This is a genomic window from Pantoea sp. FN0302 (assembly GCF_050113775.1).
Classification (GTDB): domain Bacteria; phylum Pseudomonadota; class Gammaproteobacteria; order Enterobacterales; family Enterobacteriaceae; genus Mixta; species Mixta alhagi.
This window is the reverse complement of the sequence record NZ_JBNJSM010000001.1, coordinates 864781-882676: the sequence shown is the minus strand read 5'-3', so window position 1 is coordinate 882676 and position 17896 is coordinate 864781. Positions and strand designations below refer to the sequence as shown.

Annotated in this window: 18 protein-coding genes; 8 read left to right on the top strand and 10 right to left on the bottom strand. The window is 53.5% G+C overall.

All coding sequences use genetic code 11. The features are described 5' to 3' along the window. Positions 1-16: 16 nt before the first annotated feature. The 4 genes from ACQE32_RS04065 (at position 17) to mntP (ending at position 3177) form a co-directional block, all read left to right on the top strand. Positions 17-823, top strand: a complete 807-nt coding sequence (locus ACQE32_RS04065) for a PTS mannose/fructose/sorbose transporter subunit IIC (protein WP_085071510.1) — start codon at positions 17-19, stop codon at positions 821-823. A gap of 11 nt (positions 824-834) precedes the next feature. Continuing rightward, positions 835-1683, top strand: coding sequence for a PTS mannose transporter subunit IID (locus tag ACQE32_RS04060; RefSeq protein ID WP_426972372.1), 849 nt, complete (start codon positions 835-837; stop codon positions 1681-1683). Positions 1684-1767: 84 nt separating this feature from the next. Then, positions 1768-2226: a DUF986 family protein gene (locus tag ACQE32_RS04055; RefSeq protein ID WP_427021385.1), complete on the top strand. Its 459-nt coding sequence runs from the start codon at positions 1768-1770 to the stop codon at positions 2224-2226. 381 nt (positions 2227-2607) lie between these two features. Next, positions 2608-3177, top strand: coding sequence for a manganese efflux pump MntP (mntP, locus tag ACQE32_RS04050; protein ID WP_085072344.1), 570 nt, complete (start codon positions 2608-2610; stop codon positions 3175-3177). A 9-nt stretch (positions 3178-3186) separates the two neighbouring features. On the opposite strand, the gene rlmA is transcribed toward mntP, so the two are convergent. From rlmA to ACQE32_RS04025, 5 genes are all read right to left on the bottom strand, one after another. Continuing rightward, a complete protein-coding gene (gene rlmA, locus ACQE32_RS04045) occupies positions 3187-3993 on the bottom strand; it encodes a 23S rRNA (guanine(745)-N(1))-methyltransferase (RefSeq protein ID WP_427021384.1) in 807 nt (268 codons plus the stop codon). Between the two features lie 162 nt (positions 3994-4155). Continuing rightward, on the bottom strand, positions 4156-4365 hold the full coding sequence (gene cspE, locus ACQE32_RS04040; protein ID WP_004386688.1) for a transcription antiterminator/RNA stability regulator CspE: 210 nt from the start codon (positions 4363-4365) through the stop codon (positions 4156-4158). Beyond that, on the bottom strand, positions 4352-4519 hold the full coding sequence (locus tag ACQE32_RS04035; protein WP_103058347.1) for a DUF2627 domain-containing protein: 168 nt from the start codon (positions 4517-4519) through the stop codon (positions 4352-4354). The genes cspE and ACQE32_RS04035 overlap by 14 nt, the downstream gene beginning before the upstream one ends. Before the next feature lie 536 nt (positions 4520-5055). Next, on the bottom strand, positions 5056-6060 hold the full coding sequence (locus ACQE32_RS04030; protein WP_427021383.1) for an MBL fold metallo-hydrolase: 1005 nt from the start codon (positions 6058-6060) through the stop codon (positions 5056-5058). A gap of 28 nt (positions 6061-6088) precedes the next feature. After that, positions 6089-6355 (bottom strand): YebO family protein, encoded by a 267-nt coding sequence (locus ACQE32_RS04025; protein ID WP_427021382.1) that lies wholly within the window; start codon positions 6353-6355, stop codon positions 6089-6091. 180 nt (positions 6356-6535) lie between these two features. Here ACQE32_RS04025 and ACQE32_RS04020 point away from each other — a divergent pair, with 180 nt between their 5' ends. Next, positions 6536-6778, top strand: coding sequence for a YobH family protein (locus tag ACQE32_RS04020; protein WP_085071504.1), 243 nt, complete (start codon positions 6536-6538; stop codon positions 6776-6778). Positions 6779-6826: 48 nt separating this feature from the next. Here the strand turns inward: ACQE32_RS04020 and kdgR are convergent, their stop codons facing one another. Further along, the gene (gene kdgR, locus ACQE32_RS04015) at positions 6827-7618 is read right to left on the bottom strand and encodes a DNA-binding transcriptional regulator KdgR (protein ID WP_085071503.1); all 792 of its coding nucleotides are present in this window, start codon (positions 7616-7618) and stop codon (positions 6827-6829) included. A gap of 188 nt (positions 7619-7806) precedes the next feature. On the opposite strand from kdgR, the gene ACQE32_RS04010 reads away from it, so the two are divergent. Then, positions 7807-9189: an MFS transporter gene (locus ACQE32_RS04010; RefSeq protein ID WP_426972366.1), complete on the top strand. Its 1383-nt coding sequence runs from the start codon at positions 7807-7809 to the stop codon at positions 9187-9189. A gap of 96 nt (positions 9190-9285) precedes the next feature. Here the strand turns inward: ACQE32_RS04010 and htpX are convergent, their stop codons facing one another. From htpX to ACQE32_RS03990, 4 genes are all read right to left on the bottom strand, one after another. Further along, complete coding sequence (gene htpX, locus ACQE32_RS04005) at positions 9286-10167, bottom strand: protease HtpX (RefSeq protein WP_085071501.1); 882 nt, start codon at positions 10165-10167, stop codon at positions 9286-9288. A 238-nt stretch (positions 10168-10405) separates the two neighbouring features. Continuing rightward, positions 10406-12451 (bottom strand): carboxy terminal-processing peptidase, encoded by a 2046-nt coding sequence (gene prc / locus ACQE32_RS04000; RefSeq protein WP_426972364.1) that lies wholly within the window; start codon positions 12449-12451, stop codon positions 10406-10408. A gap of 19 nt (positions 12452-12470) precedes the next feature. After that, on the bottom strand, positions 12471-13160 hold the full coding sequence (gene proQ, locus ACQE32_RS03995; protein WP_427021381.1) for an RNA chaperone ProQ: 690 nt from the start codon (positions 13158-13160) through the stop codon (positions 12471-12473). Between the two features lie 96 nt (positions 13161-13256). After that, the gene (locus ACQE32_RS03990) at positions 13257-13757 is read right to left on the bottom strand and encodes a GAF domain-containing protein (RefSeq protein ID WP_085071498.1); all 501 of its coding nucleotides are present in this window, start codon (positions 13755-13757) and stop codon (positions 13257-13259) included. Positions 13758-13975: 218 nt separating this feature from the next. On the opposite strand from ACQE32_RS03990, the gene yebS reads away from it, so the two are divergent. After that, entirely contained in the window at positions 13976-15217 is a 1242-nt protein-coding gene (yebS, locus tag ACQE32_RS03985; protein WP_426972360.1) for a membrane integrity lipid transport subunit YebS, read from the top strand. Next, complete coding sequence (locus tag ACQE32_RS03980; protein ID WP_426981781.1) at positions 15183-17819, top strand: MlaD family protein; 2637 nt, start codon at positions 15183-15185, stop codon at positions 17817-17819. Before yebS ends, ACQE32_RS03980 begins: the two co-directional genes overlap by 35 nt. Positions 17820-17896: the final 77 nt, after the last annotated feature.

Genomic DNA, 17896 nt, shown 5'->3' with positions numbered 1-17896 from the left:
TCACAGGAGAAGTGCAATGGAAGTCACCACTCTACAAATTGCGCTGGTGTTTATTGTCGCCTGTATTGCCGGTGTGGAATCCATTCTGGATGAGTTCCAGTTTCACCGGCCGCTGGTCGCCTGTACCTTAATCGGCGCCGTGCTGGGCGATATGAAAACCGGCATCATTATCGGCGGTACGCTGGAGATGATCGCGCTGGGCTGGATGAATATCGGCGCAGCCGTCGCACCAGACGCCGCGCTGGCCTCGATCATTTCCACCATCCTGGTGATTGCCGGCGGTCAGAGCATCGGTGCCGGTATCGCCCTGGCGATCCCTCTGGCCGCTGCAGGTCAGGTGTTAACCATTATCGTGCGTACCATCACCGTTGCTTTCCAGCACGCGGCAGATAAAGCGGCGGATAAAGGTAACCTCACCGCCATTTCATGGATCCACGTCACCGCGCTGATTCTGCAGGCAATGCGTATCGCTATCCCCGCAGTGATTGTGGCGGTATCGGTAGGTACCGACGCGGTCCAGAATATGCTGAACGCCATCCCGGAAGTGGTTACCAACGGTCTGAATATTGCGGGCGGCATGATTGTGGTCGTGGGCTACGCGATGGTAATTAATATGATGCGCGCTGGCTATCTGATGCCGTTTTTCTACCTGGGCTTTGTTACCGCCGCCTTTACCGATTTCAACCTGGTTGCGCTGGGCGTGATTGGCGCGGTAATGGCTGCGCTCTATATTCAGCTCAGTCCCAAATATAACCGTGCCGCTGGTGGCGCTGCGCCTGCCTCAGGCCCGGCCCGGAACGACCTGGATAACGAATTAGATTAAGGGGTATGCAAATGGTAGATACAACTACAGCAACGGCAAAAAAACTGACGCGCGGCGATGTGCGTAGCGTCTTTCTGCGCTCCAATCTTTTTCAGGGCTCATGGAATTTCGAACGTATGCAGGCGCTGGGCTTCTGCTTCTCGATGGTCCCCGCTATCCGTCGGCTCTACCCGGAAAATAACGAAGAGCGTCGTCAGGCCATCAGGCGTCACCTGGAGTTTTTTAATACTCATCCCTATCCGGCCGCGCCTATTCTGGGCGTCACGCTGGCGATGGAAGAGCAGCGGGCCAATGGCGCGCCCATTGACGATGCCGCGATCAACGGCATCAAAGTGGGCCTGATGGGACCGTTGGCGGGTGTCGGCGATCCCATATTCTGGGGCACCATGCGTCCGGTCTTCGCTGCGCTGGGTGCCGGTATCGCCATGACCGGCAGTTTGCTTGGCCCGCTACTGTTCTTTGTGCTGTTTAACGCGGTACGTCTGCTGTTTCGTTACTACGGCGTGGCGTATGGCTACAAAAAAGGGGTAGATATCGTTAATGATATGGGTGGCGGCTTCCTGCAAAAGCTTACGGAGGGGGCGTCAATTCTCGGCCTGTTTGTTATGGGGGCGCTGGTTAACAAGTGGACTCATGTTAACATCCCGCTGGTGGTTTCACGTATTACCGACCAAACCGGTCAAACCACCGTTACCACGGTACAAACAATTCTGGATCAGCTGATGCCGGGGCTGGTACCGCTGCTGCTCACTTTTGGCTGTATGTGGCTGTTACGTCGCAAAGTGAATGCGCTGTGGATCATCATTGGCTTCTTTGCTATCGGGATTTTCGGTTACTGGATTGGCCTGCTGGGCCTGTAACCCGCGCTTCAGAAGGTCAGTCGCTTGCCACGGCTGGCCGTTTTTTATTCAGCTCCGTCTGCCGGCGTTATCGGAGGAGTCTTTATGTCATTAACTGACATTGTTCTGGTGCTGTTTATCGCTCTGCTGCTGCTGTACGCCGTTTACGATCAGTGGATGATGCCACGTCGTCACGGCCCAACGCTGCTGCAGGTTCCCCTACAGCGCCGCAGCAAAGTCGATAATATTATTTTTATCGCCCTGATAATGATTCTTATTTATAATAACGTAGCCCAACAGGGACCGGTAATAACCACGACATTATTGATGGCACTCATTGTCGTTTCGGTTTATCTCTCATGGATCCGCACCCCGCAGTTATTACTAAAAAAGCAGGGGCTTTTCTTCGCGAATGCATGGGTTAATTATGACCGTATAAAAGGTATGAATTTATCAGAGGATGGCATTCTGGTTATTCAACTGGAACAACGAAACCTGTTAATCAGGGTCAGGGAACTGGACGATCTGGAAAAAATCCACCATGTAATGATTGAAAATCAATAAGATAAAATATAGCAAAAGGCATATTCAACAGGCTATAACATTGCACATAAAGTGTGTGCCTTTTTTATTTCATCATCATTCCTTTAACATTATCAGGATTATTTTTACCTGCTGTTATCAGCGCAACATATAATATCCATACAAGCTGTCGTGACACTATTTTTATTTTGAAGACAAAAGATAATGTGGTAAGGTGAGCGCCGTTCTTGGGGAGTAGCCGATTTCTGTTATTAATACAGAAATGCACCTGTCAACATACTCGTTGTTACAGCAACGTGGCGCGTGCGACCTTTTACGGTAGGCGAGACCATTGACCGATGTGCCTGTCTGGTTGGGAAGGCGCGTCAGGTTATGGTATTCCCAGCCGAGGTTACGACTTCGATGACTTTTTCCGCTCTGCTTATTCTTGCCTTTGGCATGTCAATGGATGCGTTTGCCGTCGCCATCGGTAAAGGCGCCGCCCTGCAACGTCCACAATTACGCGAAGCGCTGCGCACCGGGCTCATTTTTGGGGTTATTGAAACCCTGACGCCGCTGGTGGGCTGGTCGCTTGGCCAGTTCGCTACCCACTTCGTTGCCCGCTGGGATCACTGGATCGCTTTTACCCTGCTCTGCTTTTTAGGCGGACGTATGCTGATTGAAGGCTGCCGCCAGCAGCCCGTCACGGCAGCGCCTTGTGAACCGGTAAAACAGCATGGACTGGGCCTGTTGGTCACCACCGCTATCGCCACCAGCCTGGATGCGATGGCCATTGGCGTGAGTCTGGCGTTTATGCAGGTCAATATTGTTCTGACCGCGCTGCTGATTGGCCTCTCTACCTTTACCATGACCACTATTGGTATGCTAATCGGGCGCCTGATCGGCCCGCTGCTGGGCAAGCGTGCTGAACTGCTCGGCGGCGCAGTGCTGATTGCCATTGGCGCGCAGATCCTCTGGACGCATTTTGCCTGACATTTTCAATTAACTACGGCGCCAAAGACGCACAATAAAATCCGCCTCGCTGCTGAATTGCGCACTGTCGCGTAGCGCTTGCCATACGTCCGCGCTGGCGCGCCAGGCAAACGGCGTCATTTGCAGCAGCGTTACCGCATCCGCACCGCTTAACGTTAACGGATACGCCAGCTGCTGTTCCAGTTCCAGCGTAAATCCTGGCAGCACTTCCTGCTGCGTATCATGCAATCTCACCTGCGAATAGATCAGCGCTTTGAACTGCAGCAGATGGCGTGGACCAGGCGTTACGGTTAACAAACAGCCCCCGCTGCGGATCACGCGCGCCAGCTCTTCCGCCTTACAGGGCGCGTAAATGCGTAAAACACCGTCCAGGGAAGCATTGGCAAAAGGCAGACGATGACTGGACGCAACGCAAAAATCGATATGCCGATAGCGTTTTGCCGCAGCCCGAATTGCTACCTTAGCCACATCCAGCCCGCAAACGCTGGCCTGCTCTCCCGACGCATCGGCCACCGCTGCAGTGTAATAACCTTCGCCACAGCCAATATCCAGTATGCTGGCTTGCGCAGATAGCTGTTGCGTTAATAAAGAAGCCACTCTCTGCTGTAGCGGCTGATAGTAACCGGCATCCAGAAATTGCCGACGCGCCTGCATCATTTCTGCGCTGTCGCCGGGCTCTTTGGAGCGCTTATGCTGCACCGGCAACAGATTAACGTAGCCCTCTTTTGCCCGATCAAACTGATGTTGTTGCGCGCAGCGCCAGCTGTGATGAACCAGCGTTAATGGCTGCTGACAGAGGGGACAAAGATAATCCATGGTCTCTTTCTCTGGCTGAATCAGGCGCGCAGTTTACACGCTGCAGGCAATAGCGTCATCCGCCAAAAGCTGCCAAAAAAGAAAGGCCCCGGTCATTGACCAGGGCCTTTGCCTTATCTTTACGCAGTAAATAAAGCACCGCGTGAAAAGAAAAACAGGCTATCAGATAGCGACAACGTTAACCGCAGCCGGACCTTTCTGACCATCCTGAATTTCGAACTCGACGTTCTGGCCTTCGGCCAGGGTTTTGAAGCCATTACCCTGGATAGCAGAAAAGTGAACGAACACATCTTTACTGCCGTCTGCCGGAGTAATGAAGCCAAAACCTTTGGATTCGTTGAACCACTTAACCTGACCTTTAATTTTTGCCATCTTTGTAATTCCTTAGAATGTTTATTTGCCCGAAGGCGACTGACAGAAAACCAGAGACATTACTGAATGAGGCACTAATATAAGGTTCGGCAAGGAAGCGGTATTCAACGTCAACGTCTTTACTCATTACTTCTTTACTGAATATGCCATACATAAACAGAGCTGTACCTCGTTTTGCTTAATAGCGTTATCACATATCCGATAATTTATGGCAAGTAATTTTTAAACGGTGATCGACCTGCCGCACACTTATTGTGAATTCATTACAAAGTTTGCAGTTTTATGCATTAAGAAACGTTAAACGCCGCCCCTTCGCCCGGGCATGCTACATTACTGTCCGGCAGTGAAATCCAGCAGCCTGTGGGCCTGAAGAGATGTGCGTCTCAGTTTTTACCTTCGCCGCTTCTCACTGTAACGGAAGAATATTGCATAATTATGGCAACTCTACTTCACCTTTTTTCAACGTCTTCGCCTGATTTCAGGGCCATGCAATATCAGAAATAGCATCACTGTAATCTGCCTGTCGGGAGCAAATTTGCCAGGCTGCACCAAAAAAAGGAATATATAAATTCACCTGCCCCAAATAAACGCAGCATTATTATTTAAAAGTCATTCCGATCTTTTGAATAAGGCGAGGGCGTTTTAAAGCGTAACCGTTACACTATTAGATTATCCCTCGCTGTTATCAGATTATTCCTGGTTTATATTATTTAAATTGGCCCTTTCCCCTATTTTCCAGGGGCGGAAACGCATTTTATTCTGCTTAGCCGCCTCGAGCGCCCGTGCCAGCTCCTGTGGCGGCTCATCCAGTGCCTCATCAGCCAGCTCAAATACTCCCCAGTGGATAGGAATGGTTACCGGAGCGCCGATAGCCTGATGTAATGATACTGACTGTTGTGGGTCCATGTGCTGTGCCTGCATGAACCATCTTGGTGCATAGGCGCCTATGGGCAATGCCGCGAGATTGAAGGGTCCCAGACGACGCGCTATGTCCAGCAGACTGGGTGAATAGCCGCTGTCGCCAGAAAACCAGAAATTAAGATGTTCCGTTTTAATGGTCCAGCCACACCAAAGCGAACGATTACGATCGTACAGGGTGCGCATACTCCAGTGGCGCGCCGGTACGGCATGAAACGTTATCCCGTGACGCTGCGTCTGCTGCCACCAGTCAAGCTGCACCACATGGCGCGCGCCTGCCCGGCGGAACCAGGGCTCAAGCCCCAGCGGCACAATAAACTGGACCTGTGGGAAGCGTCGCAGAATAGCGTTAAGGGTCGGCCTGTCGAGATGGTCGTAATGATTATGCGAGATCAATACCCAGTCGAGAGAAGGCAGATCTTTAATAGCCAACGGTGCAGGCGTTTTACGCTGCGGCCCATAAAAGCGCAGCGGCGAAGCTCTTTGCGATAATACCGGATCGATTAAACCGTAGCGCCCATCCAGCCGCAGCATTATCGCTGCGTGGCCCAGCCACCATATGCAGTCCTGTTCACCGCTCAGATCGGCCTGCTGCTGCCACTGCTGCGTAAAAGCGTCATAACCCTGGCGTGGAGGAAACGGGACTCCCTGCGCTTTACGCTCTTTACGCCAGCGCTGAAGATCGCCCGACTGGCGCAGGTCAGGCTCTGGATTGCAAAATCCTTCCGGCGTGTGGTGTGATTTTTCCGCGTCGTACCAGGGATTTCTCCATTTCATCCTTCTGCTCCTTAGCCGTAATGACTGTTTATCGCTCCGGGATCAGGCGGGTGAAATCTGGGTCCTGCTCATCATCCCTCTGCTGTTGCTCACCGCCGACAACCTGCTGCGTCAGCTGATACAGGATAGCATTCTGTTTTTTCTGCTCTTCCAGCAGTGCTTCCAGTAGCCGAATCTGTTCACTGGCACGCACGCTGGCACGATTAACAAAAAACCAGGCAATCAGCCCCACCACTGCAAAAGCAATACTGCTGATAAGCGGCATCAGAGTGCCACCGCCATTTAATTCGTTCATAACAACCTCTGCTTGTCTTACGTTACGCCGACGATTTTACCTGGATTCACTGTAATGAATAGCCGCTGCGTCAGAACATCGCTTTAAGCTTCCTCCGATCGCTTTCATCCTGCAATCAGGCTATGCTGCTCCCCTTTCGGCAACGAAGCGGGAAGCTTGCCATTTTTACAGGGAGATAAAATGAAAATATTGCTTCGAATTGTGAGTTTACTGGCGCTCATCTGGCTGGGACTGTTGCTAACCGGCTATGGCATCCTGACCGGCAGCCACAAAAATGTCGCCGGTATCGGTTTACAGTGTCAGTATCTGACGGCTCGCGGGATGATCAAAGCGCAATATCTGCACAGCGACAGCGGCATTATTGGCGTGGCGGATTGTCCTGTGCTCAGAAAAAGCTCTGAGGTTGTGGACAATAACGGCTAGATTGCCCTTCAGCAACAGCGGCACCCTGAAGGTGCCGCTTTGTGTTCTTTAAAAAGGATAGTCGTGATAGCCCAGCTGCGATGAGAGCGTGCGTCCTGCGCGATGCAGCATCGCGACATATTCATGCTTGCGCTCTTCTGAAAAGCGAATAGTCGGGAAAGAGATACTCATACCGGCAATCACCACGCCGAAACGGTCAAAAACCGGTACGGCAATACAGCGCAGCCCCTCTTCCTGTTCTTCATTATCTTCGCCAAAGCCCTGAACTTTTACCACATCCAGCACTTTCAGCAGCTCTTCTTCACTGCCCAGCGTGTGCGGCGTGCTGCGGCGGAACTCCACCTCACGCAGAATATCATGCACTTCGGCACGATCGCGCCAGGCCAGCAACACCTTGCCAATCGCAGTGCTGTGCAAAGGATTGCGGCGTCCGATACGCGAATACATGCGCAGGTTATAGAGCGAATCGATTTTGTGAATATAGACAATGCTATCGTCTTCCAGCGCCCCAAGATGAATGGTCTCTTTGGTCAGCCGCGACAGCTCGCGCATTTGAATATCTGCGCTGCGAATCAGATCGACATTCTGCAACGCTCTGGCACCCAGCTCAAACAGCTTCAGCGTTAGCGCATACTTTTCTGATTCGCCTTCCTGAGAAACATAGCCCAGCGACTTCATGGTTTGCAGAAAACGATAAACGGTACTTTTGGACATCATCACGCGCTGCGATAGCTCGGTAATGCCGTTTTCACGCTCTTCGCCCAGAGCCTGTAAAATGCCAAACACCTTCAGTACAGAAGAGACCGAATCGGGCTGTTTATCGCCATCTACATTCGCCATAATCAAAGCCTTTTTAAAATTGTTTTATTAAAAATGGAACGCCATTTCCAGTATACGTGGCTCTTCCTGCCGCAGGCAATATTTGTGCGTGACAAGTGATGCATCTGTAAGACTTTTCGATGCAATTAAGATGCATCACGTTAAAAAAATCATTAGCATGGTGATATTCACCCTCTTTAATTTTAAGCATGCCTGTGACTACATCCTCTGACGGTTTACCGCTGCCGCGTCGTTATGGCGCGATAGCCGCTATTGCTTTAGGAATAACCGTTGCCGTGCTTGATGGCACCATTGCCAACGTCGCCCTCCCGACTATCGCTCGCGAGCTCCAGGCCAGCCCGGCGGAATCGATCTGGATCATTAATGCCTATCAGCTGGCGATTATCATTTCCCTGCTGTCGTTTTCTTTTCTTGGCGATCTGCTGGGTTACCGGCGTATCTATCAGGGCGGGCTGCTGCTGTTTAGCGCTACTTCGCTGCTGTGCGCCTTTTCTGACTCGCTCGGCATGTTAACTTTCGCCCGTGTTCTGCAGGGCTTTGGCGGCGCGGCGCTAATGAGCGTGAATACGGCTCTGATACGGATTATTTATCCGCAGCGCTATCTGGGACGCGGCATGGCGATTAACACGCTGATTGTCGCCGTCTCCAGCGCGGCGGGGCCAACGGTTGCTGCTGCGATCCTGGCAGTGGCGTCCTGGAAATGGCTGTTTCTAATTAACGTGCCTGCGGGCATGCTGGCGCTGGCGCTGGCCTGGCGCTTTTTACCGGACAACACCCAGAAGTCATCGCCAACGCAGCGTTTCGATATTACCAGCGCGGTAATGAATGCGCTGACTTTCGGCCTGCTGCTGTCAGCGCTAAGCGGCGCGGCGCAGGGCCAGGACTACCGGCTTATTGTGGCCGAACTGCTGGCGTTGCTGCTGGTCGGCACGCTGTTTATCCGGCGTCAACTGAGAATGCCCTTTCCGCTGCTGCCGGTGGATTTGCTGCGTATCCCCATCTTTTCGCTTTCAATCTGCACCTCGATCTGTTCCTTTCTGGCGCAGATGCTGGCGATGGTTTCCCTGCCCTTCTTTTTGCAGAGCGTGCTGGGCAGAAGCGAGGTGGAAACCGGTCTGCTGTTGACGCCCTGGCCGCTGGCCACGATGGTGATGTCGCCGATTGCCGGACGCCTGCTGGAACGCTTTCATGCCGGGTTGTTGGGTGGGATCGGGCTGGCCGTTTTTGCCTTTGGTCTGTTTGCGCTGGCCTGGTTGCCCGTTGCGCCGACGGATAGCGATATTATCTGGCGCATGATTTTATGCGGCGCGGGCTTTGGCCTGTTTCAGTCGCCAAATAATCACACCATCATTTCTGCCGCACCACGCCATCGCAGCGGCGGTGCCAGCGGTATGCTGGGCACGGCTCGCCTGCTGGGACAAACCAGCGGCGCGGCGCTGGTAGCGCTTATGTTTAATCTGTTTGATACGCAGGGTACGCACGCCTCACTGCTGCTGGCGGGGCTGTTTTCTACCCTCGCCGCGCTGTTCAGCCTGTCGCGCCTGCGCCAGCCGCTAGAAAAGCACAGTTAACGCCGGGGTTGGCCGTTATCCCTGAACCGCAGGCAATAAAAAACCACCTCCTGAGAGGTGGTTTTTTCATTATTCCAGCCAGGCTGGCAGAGACTTTTATTTCAGATACTGGCCGCTGCGCAGCGCTTCAATACGTTTATCCAACGGCGGATGCGACATAAAGAATTCGCTTAATGATTTGCCTTTACCGTTGATACAAAACGCCATCATGCTGCCCGGCTCCTGCGGTTCGTAGCTGGTTTTTAACCGCTGCAGCGCCGCAATCATTTTTTCACGGCCTACCAGACGCGCTGAGCCTGCGTCAGCATGAAACTCACGATGACGTGAGAACCACATGGTGATCATGCTGGCAAGAATACCAAACACCAACTCCAGTACCATGGACACGGCGAAATAGACCATTGGGTTGCCGTTGCTGCTCTCTTCATCTTCCCGGTTCCCGGACAAAAAGCCTGCGGCGATTTGTGCGAGGATACGGGAAATAAAGATCACAAAGGTGTTCACAATGCCCTGGATCAGCGTCATGGTGACCATGTCGCCGTTAGCAATGTGGCTTATCTCATGCGCCAGCACGGCTTCCGCTTCGTCACGGCTCATGTTTTGCAACAGGCCGGTAGAGACGGCGACCAGCGAAGCATCGCGACGTGCGCCGGTAGCAAACGCGTTGATATCAGGCGCATGGTAAATCGCTACCTGCGGCATAGCGATCCCTGCCTGCTGCGCCTGACGCCCTACCGTTTCCATCAGCCAGCGTTCCGTCTCATTACGCGGCTGTTCAATAACTTCACCGCCAACGGAACGCAATGCCATCCATTTCGACATCAGCAGTGAAACAAACGCACCGCCGAAGCCAAACAGACCCGCCATTATCATCAGGCCCTGCACACTGCTTGACTGAATTCCTGTCAGGCTCAAAATTAGCCCGAATACCAACATCACGGCAAGGTTGGTCAGCAGGAAAAGAGCAATACGCATCATAAACTTTAATCTTCCTCAGTTAACTAAGCGCCCATGCGCGGATATACATCGTAGGGGCATCGCGTAGCTTTTCAAGCATACTTAACGTTTAAGTGCTTAAAAAGACATAACTTTACATTTTGTCGCAATCTTTTTTTAACCTCACTTTATGCGATTAAACAGCCGGGCTAAACAATGGCGCGCAATAAAAAAGGCACCGCCAACGCGGTGCCTTTTAAAGGGAGGTTATATCGACGATTTATTTTGCCGTTGCCGCTTTTTTACCCGGCTGTTCCGGCGACTGATGCGCCAGATCGTTAGCAATATTTACCGTTTCGTCCAGATAAGGATCGGGCTCTTTATAATCCTTCGGCAGGTCGTCAAGCTTAGCCAGCGGCTTTTTCCCTTCCGCTTTATAGCGTGCGTTAATCCGCTCCAGACGCAGCGCATCATCTTCACGGTTCTCTTTCTCACGCTGGGCAAGATTGAGCGACACAATATTGCGCTTGTCCTTCATGGCGTTATAGCGCTGAATATCTTTGATGATGTACTGGAACTCGGCATCTTTAGCGATACGCTGCTGATGCGCTTTGGTCAACAGAGGCACCAGATCGCTTAAATCGCCCGATTTGGTATAGCTTGCCGCATTGATGCTGTCCCACGGCAGAGCGTTATCCTCGAACTTCTCGCCGGTTTCTGCCGCCTCGACACCGGTAGGCATCAGCAGATCGGGCGTAACGCCTTTACGCTGCGTACTGCCGCCGTTGATGCGGTAGAATTTTTGAATCGTGTACTGTACCGACCCCAGCGCAGGCCACTCAGGGCGCAGCATCTGATCGTAAATACGGTTCAGAGAACGATACTGCTGCACGGTGCCTTTACCGAAGGTTGGCTCGCCGACAATCAGCGCACGGCCATAATCCTGCATAGCCGCAGCAAAAATTTCTGACGCCGAGGCGCTAAAGCGATCGACCAATACTACCAGCGGGCCTTTGTAATAAACCACGCCGTCATTATCGCTGTCTTCACGGACTTTGCCGTTATTATCGCGCACCTGCACTACCGGGCCGCTGGGAATAAACAGACCGGAAAGCGACACCGCTTCGGTAAGCGCTCCGCCGCCGTTAGTGCGCAGATCGATAACCACGCTATCAACGTGTTGTTTTTCCAGTTTCTGCAGCTGTACTTTCACATCATCGGTCAGGCCGACATAGAAACCCGGAATATCCAGCACGCCAACTTTATCTTTACCGACGTTATGCACGCTCATTTTGACCGCGCGATCTTCAAGGCGTATTTTCTCGCGCGTCAGCGTAACGGTACGGGTTTTGGTGCCTTTACCGGCAGGCAGGATCTCCAGGCGCACTTTACTGCCTTTCGGCCCCTTGATTTTTGCCACTACATCATCCAGCCGCAGCCCGATGACATCTTCAATCGGTTTGCCCGGTTGACCCACGCCCACAATCCGATCGCCAACGCTCAGCGCTTTGCTTTTTGCCGCCGGGCCGCCCGCTACCATTGAATTGATGACCGTGTAGTCCTCATCCATTTGCAGCACCGCGCCGATACCTTCCAGAGAAAGGCTCATCTCAGTATTAAACTGCTCGGTATTGCGTGGCGAGAGATAGTTGGTATGAGGATCGATTTCATGCGCAAACGCATTCATCGCCAGCTGGAAAACATCTTCGCTGTTGCTCTGTGCCAGACGACGAATAGCGGAATTGTAGCGCTTGGTGAGAATATCTTTGATTTCAGTGTCTTGCTTGCCGGTCAGCTTCAGGCTGAGCCAGTCATACTTAACTTTCGCGTCCCACAGGGCATTCAGCTCAGAGGCATTTTTCGGCCACGGCGCCTTGCTGCGATCGGTATCAATGGTATCGTTGCCGGTAAAGCTCATCGGCCTGTTCAGCACTGTCAACGCATACTGATAACGCTCAAAACGACGCTTTTGCGCCAGATTGAATAAGTCGTAAAACACCGTGAGTTTACCGCTGCGCAGCTCATCGCCCAGCGTGTTTTTTTTATCAGCGAACTGCGCCACATCGGTTGCCAGCAGCACATTGTGGCTGTAATCCAGCATGTTCAAATAGCGGTCGAAGATTTTCGCTGAGAAGGCGTTATCGAGATCAAACTGACGGTAGTGAGAGCGGGTAAAACGGGAGGTAACGCGTTCGCTAACGGTAGCGTGCTGCGGCTCTTCCTGCAGCTGCGGGATTTGATCCGCGCGAGTAATGCTATCAGCGCCAATGGCGTGACCTGCCAGTAGCAGGCCCGCCATCACGCTCATCTTAAAAAACTTGTTCATGCCCAGGGTGGCCTCCGTTTCAGAACTGTAAATGTTCTGCGCGTACGATCATTGCCAGGCCGGATGCCAGCTGTACCCGGACGCCATCCTTGGAGATCTCAAGAACGGTGGCGTCCATTGCGCTTTTGCCAGCTTTAACTTTAATATTTTGACCAGGCTGCAGCGCTGACGTGTCGGTAACGGGTTGCGGACGCGGCTGACGCGGTGCGGCAGGCGCACGATCCTGAGCCGGGCGCGTCTCACTGGTGCGGGCTTTGCGCGCAGGCTGACCACCTTCGGCAGGTTTACGGCTGGCGGCTTTACGCGGACGACGCGCAGGCGCATCTTCACCGGCACCCGCTTCACGCTTTTTCGCCTGCTGCTGCTGACGCTGCTGTTGAATACGGGCTTTAGCCTCTTCAAGCTGCTTACGCGCATGTTCAACATGCTGCTCTTCCAGCTCACCGCAGGCATTGCCATCCAGATCAACACGGGTTGCGCCCGCTTTAACGCCGTACAGATAGCGCCAGCTGGAGGTATAAAGACGCAGAGCGGAACGTAGCTGCGTTTTGCTCAGGTTCATTTCACCCTGAACACGTTCGACGAGGTCTTGAAAGATACCGATTTTAAGCGGACGCGCTTCACCTTCGGCACTAAAGCAGTGCGGGAAACGCTCCGCAAGCCAGGCGATGACTTCTTTACTGCTATTCAACTTAGGTTGATTTTCCATGAAATTTCCTGATTACAACGGGTTTGCCAACCAGCGCGGGCATGAACAGGCGACATTATAATGACCCCATCAGCAATTGCCACGAAATCCAGCGCTTTAGCCACGATTCAGATGAATATATTTTTTAACATCGCTTTGGGCTAACACGTTGCAAAGCTCACTGGTAAAGGTTTGCAGGCCAGTTTCATCTTCACTGTCGAAGCGATTAAAGCGCGTACTGTCGATATCCAGTACCCCGATCACCTCGCCATCGACGATCAGCGGCAGCACGATTTCAGCGTTACTGGCGGCATCACAGGCGATATGACCCGGGAATGCATGCACGTCATCCACACGCTGCACGTTTTTCTCTGCAACTGCCGTGCCACACACGCCACGGCCAACCGGAATGCGTACGCAGGCGATTTTGCCCTGGAACGGCCCCAGCACCAGCGTCTTCTCTTCGGTTAACAGGTAGAAACCTGCCCAGTTAACCTCTTCCAGACGCTCAAACAGTAGCGCGCTGCTGTTGCTTAACGCGGCGAGAAAACTGGTTTCACCAGCGATAAGCGCACGCAGATCGCGGTTAAGATCGTGATAAAATTCTTGTTTGTTCATTTTCTGACCATCTTAAAAGCAAGCGGACGGCTACAATTGAGCCGTCCGGTAAAATAAGCATTAAATATCCATTGCCACAAGGTGAAGGATTCCGGCAGTTAATATAACCTTAGTATCTTGCGGATCGGATTATCAAAACGGGCTATGCCCCTCAGCGTCCGTTTTGCATCATTCAAGGACCGTGCTTATCTGCACGATGAGGGTCACTGCTTCACTATATGAAAATACATACTATCAGTCACGTTCTGCCCCATGAACGTTATCAGCGTTGCCCGCAATGCGATACCCTTTTTTCCTTACCGGATGTTAAATCGTGCCAGTCTGCTCATTGTCCGCGCTGCAACGCTAAAATCATGACCGGCCGGGACTGGTCGATGACCCGTTTGATGGCCATGGCGGTGACCATGCTGCTGTTAATGCCTTTTGCATTTATCGAGCCGCTTATCCAGATCCGCCTGTTGGGCACGCCCATTCGCGCCAACGTTCTGACGGGCATTATGCAGATGACCATGCAGGGTGACGTGCTGACCGCTGCGATGGTCACTTTTTGCACCATTGGCGCGCCGGTTACGCTGGTCGGCGCTATCGGCTTTCTGTTTTTCGGCAACCGACTGGGCATGAATTTGCGCCCGGTACTGCTGATGCTGGAGCGCCTGAAAGAGTGGGTCATGCTGGATATCTACCTGATGGGCGTTGCGGTCGCCTCTATTAAGGTAAAAGATTATGCCGATATCGACATTGGCTATGGGCTGGTGGCGTTTATCGCATTGATGATCCTTAGCCTGTTAACCATGATCCATTTGAATATGGAGCAGCTGTGGCATCGCTTCTATCCGCAGCCGCAGGCGGAAGTTGCGCAGGAGAAGCTACAGGTTTGCCTGAACTGTCATCATACCGGCTTGCCGGACGATCGTGGACGCTGTCCGCGCTGCCATACGCGTCTTGCTTATCGTCGCCCCCTGAGCCTGCAAAAATCGTGGGCGGCGCTCATTGCAGCCATCGTGTTTCTGATACCGGCCAACCTGCTGCCAATTTCTATCATTTATCTCAACGGCGCGCGTCAGGAAGATACCATCTTCTCCGGCATTCTGTCGCTGGCCTCCGGCAATATCCCGGTGGCGGCGGTTGTGTTTATCGCCAGTATTCTGGTGCCTTTTACCAAGGTGCTGGTGCTGCTGGTGCTGTTGCTCAGTATTCATTTTCGCTGTCAGCAAGGGCTAAAAACCCGTATCCGGCTGCTGCGCCTGGTGACCTGGGTGGGGCGTTGGTCAATGCTGGATCTGTTTGTGATTTCGTTAACCATGTCGCTGGTGAATCGTGACCAGCTGCTGGCTTTTACTATGGGACCGGCCGCCTTCTATTTTGGCGCCGCGGTAATTTTAACTATCCTTGCCGTACAGTGGCTGGATAGCCGTCTTATTTGGGATGCTCATGCAACAAACGCCGACTACACCGACTAGAGCGCGGATAACCAACAAGCGTAAAATTTCGCCGTTCTGGCTGCTGCCTTTTATCGCTCTGATGATTGCCGGTTGGCTGCTGTGGACCAACTATCAGGAGCGCGGCACCACGGTAACCATCGACTTTGCCCAGGCGGACGGCATCGTGCCGGGTCGCACGCCGGTACGCTATCAGGGCGTTGAGGTTGGCACCGTGCAGGGTATCAGCCTCAGCGACGATCTGCGTAAAATCAAGGTACGCGTCAGTATTAAAAGCGACATGCGCGACGCGTTGCGTGAAGATGCGCAATTCTGGCTGGTGACGCCCAAAGCTTCGCTGGCGGGCGTTTCCGGGCTGGATGCGTTAGTCGGCGGTAACTACATCGGTATGATGCCCGGCAAGAGCGGGCCGCGCCGCGAAAACTTCGTCGCGCTGGATACGCAGCCCAGATACCGTGTTAATACCGGTGAGATGATGGTGCATTTAAACGCGCCGGATTTGGGTTCGCTAAATACCGGCTCGCCCGTCTACTACCGCAAAATCCCGGTCGGCCGCGTCTATGATTACACGATTAATCCCGATAATAACGGCGTAACTATTGATGCGCTGATCGAGCGCCGCTTCACTAATCTGGTGAAAAAGGATAGTCGCTTCTGGAACGTTTCCGGTGTTAAGGCGGATGTGAACCTTAGCGGGGCGAAAGTAGAGCTGGAAAGCCTTGCGGCGCTGGTGAACGGCGCTATCGCCTTTGACTCTCCGCCCGCGTCACAGCAGGCCGCCAGCGAAAGCAGCTATCAGCTTTATCCCGATCTGGCACATAGCCAGCGTGGCGTCATCGTTACGCTCGATCTGCCCAATGGCAAGGGTTTGCAGGAAGGCAGCACGCCGCTGATTTATCAGGGACTGGAAGTGGGTACCCTGACCAAAATGACGCTACAGCCCGGCGGCACCGTGATTGGCGAGCTGACGCTGGATCCTTCCGTGGTGGGTCTGATGCGCAGCGGTACGCGTATTGAGATGCGTAGTCCGAAAGTTACCCTAAATAATCCTAACCTGAGTTCGCTGCTCACCGGCACCACGCTGGAACTGATTCCTGGCGAGGGCGACCCGCAAAATCGTTTTCAGGTCCGCCAAAGCAACGAGGCGCTGCTACAGCAGCCTGATGTGCTGACCGTGCGCCTGAGCGCGCCGGAAAGCTACGGCATTGATGCGGGCCAGCCGGTTGTGCTGCGCGGCATTCAGATTGGTCAGGTGATCCGTCGCCACCTCACCGAAAAAGGGGTGGAGTTCGAAGCGGCAATTGCCCCGGAACATCGCCAGCTGGTACATGCCGACAGCAAATTTATTATCAATAGCCGACTGGACGTTAAATTTGGTCTTGATGGCATGAAAGTATTGGGTGCCAGCGCCAGTGAATGGGTAGATGGCGGTATTCGCCTGGAGCCCGGTAGCAAAGGCGCGCCGCGCGATCGGTATCCGCTCTACGCCAATGCGGAGAAGGCGGAGGAAGGCATTACCGGCGAACGTCCGCCGACCACCCTGACGCTGACGGCTAACAGCCTGCCAGATATTCAGCCCGGTTCAGTGGTGCTCTATCGCAAGTTCCAGGTAGGTGAAATCGTTGATGTGACGCCGAAGGCCAACGAGTTTGTGGTGGCGGTGCATATTAAGCCGGAATATCGCAAGCTGCTGACCCCCGACAGTGTTTTCTGGGCGGAAGGCGGAGCCAAAGTGCAGCTCAACGGCAGCGGGCTGACGGTTCAGGCCTCACCGCTGAACCGGGCGCTGCGCGGTGCCATCAGTTTTGATAACCTTGAAGGAGCCAGCAGCAGCAAAAATGAAACGCGCGTGCTCTACAGTTCTGAAACTGCCGCTCGCGCCGTCGGCAGCCAGATTCTGCTGCACACCTATGATGGCAGCAAGCTCTCTGCCAACATGCCGATTCGCTACCTGGGTATTGATATTGGTCAGGTGGAGTCGCTGGCGCTCAGCCAGGATCATAATCAGGTGATCGCCAAAGCGGTGCTGTATCCGGAATATGTGCAAAGCTTCGCCCGCAACGGCAGCCGTTTCTCGGTAGTGTCGCCGGAAATATCCGCTACCGGGGTCAATCACCTGGAAACGCTGTTGCAGCCTTATATCAACGTTGATCCGGGTAAAGGCAGCCTGACGCGCCGTTTTGAGCTGCAGGAAACCACCATTACTGACTCACGCTATCTGGACGGGTTGAATATTGTGGTTGATGCGCCGGAAGCGGGATCGCTGGGCATCGGCACGCCGGTACTGTTCCGGGGCGTTGAGGTTGGTACGGTAACCGGCACCTCGCTCGGCAGCATGGCGGATCGCGTGCAGGTTCAGCTGCGCATCAGCAAAAAGTATCAGCATCTGGTGCGCAACAACTCGGTGTTCTGGCTGGCCTCTGGCTATAACCTGGAGTTTGGCCTGATTGGCGGCGTTGTGAAAACCGGCACCTTCCAGCAGTTTATTCGCGGCGGCATTCAGTTTGCCACGCCGCCAACGGTGCCGCTGGCGCCACGGGCCTCTTCCGGCAAACATTTCCTGCTGCAGGATGGCGAGCCGAAAGAGTGGCGTAAATGGGGGACGGCAATCCCCTCCTCCTGATCGCCTGAGGGGAGTCTGGCTGTCAGGCTCCCCTCTTCATCAGCTTTTGCCCTGGCTGTGGTACACTTCCCGCCTGA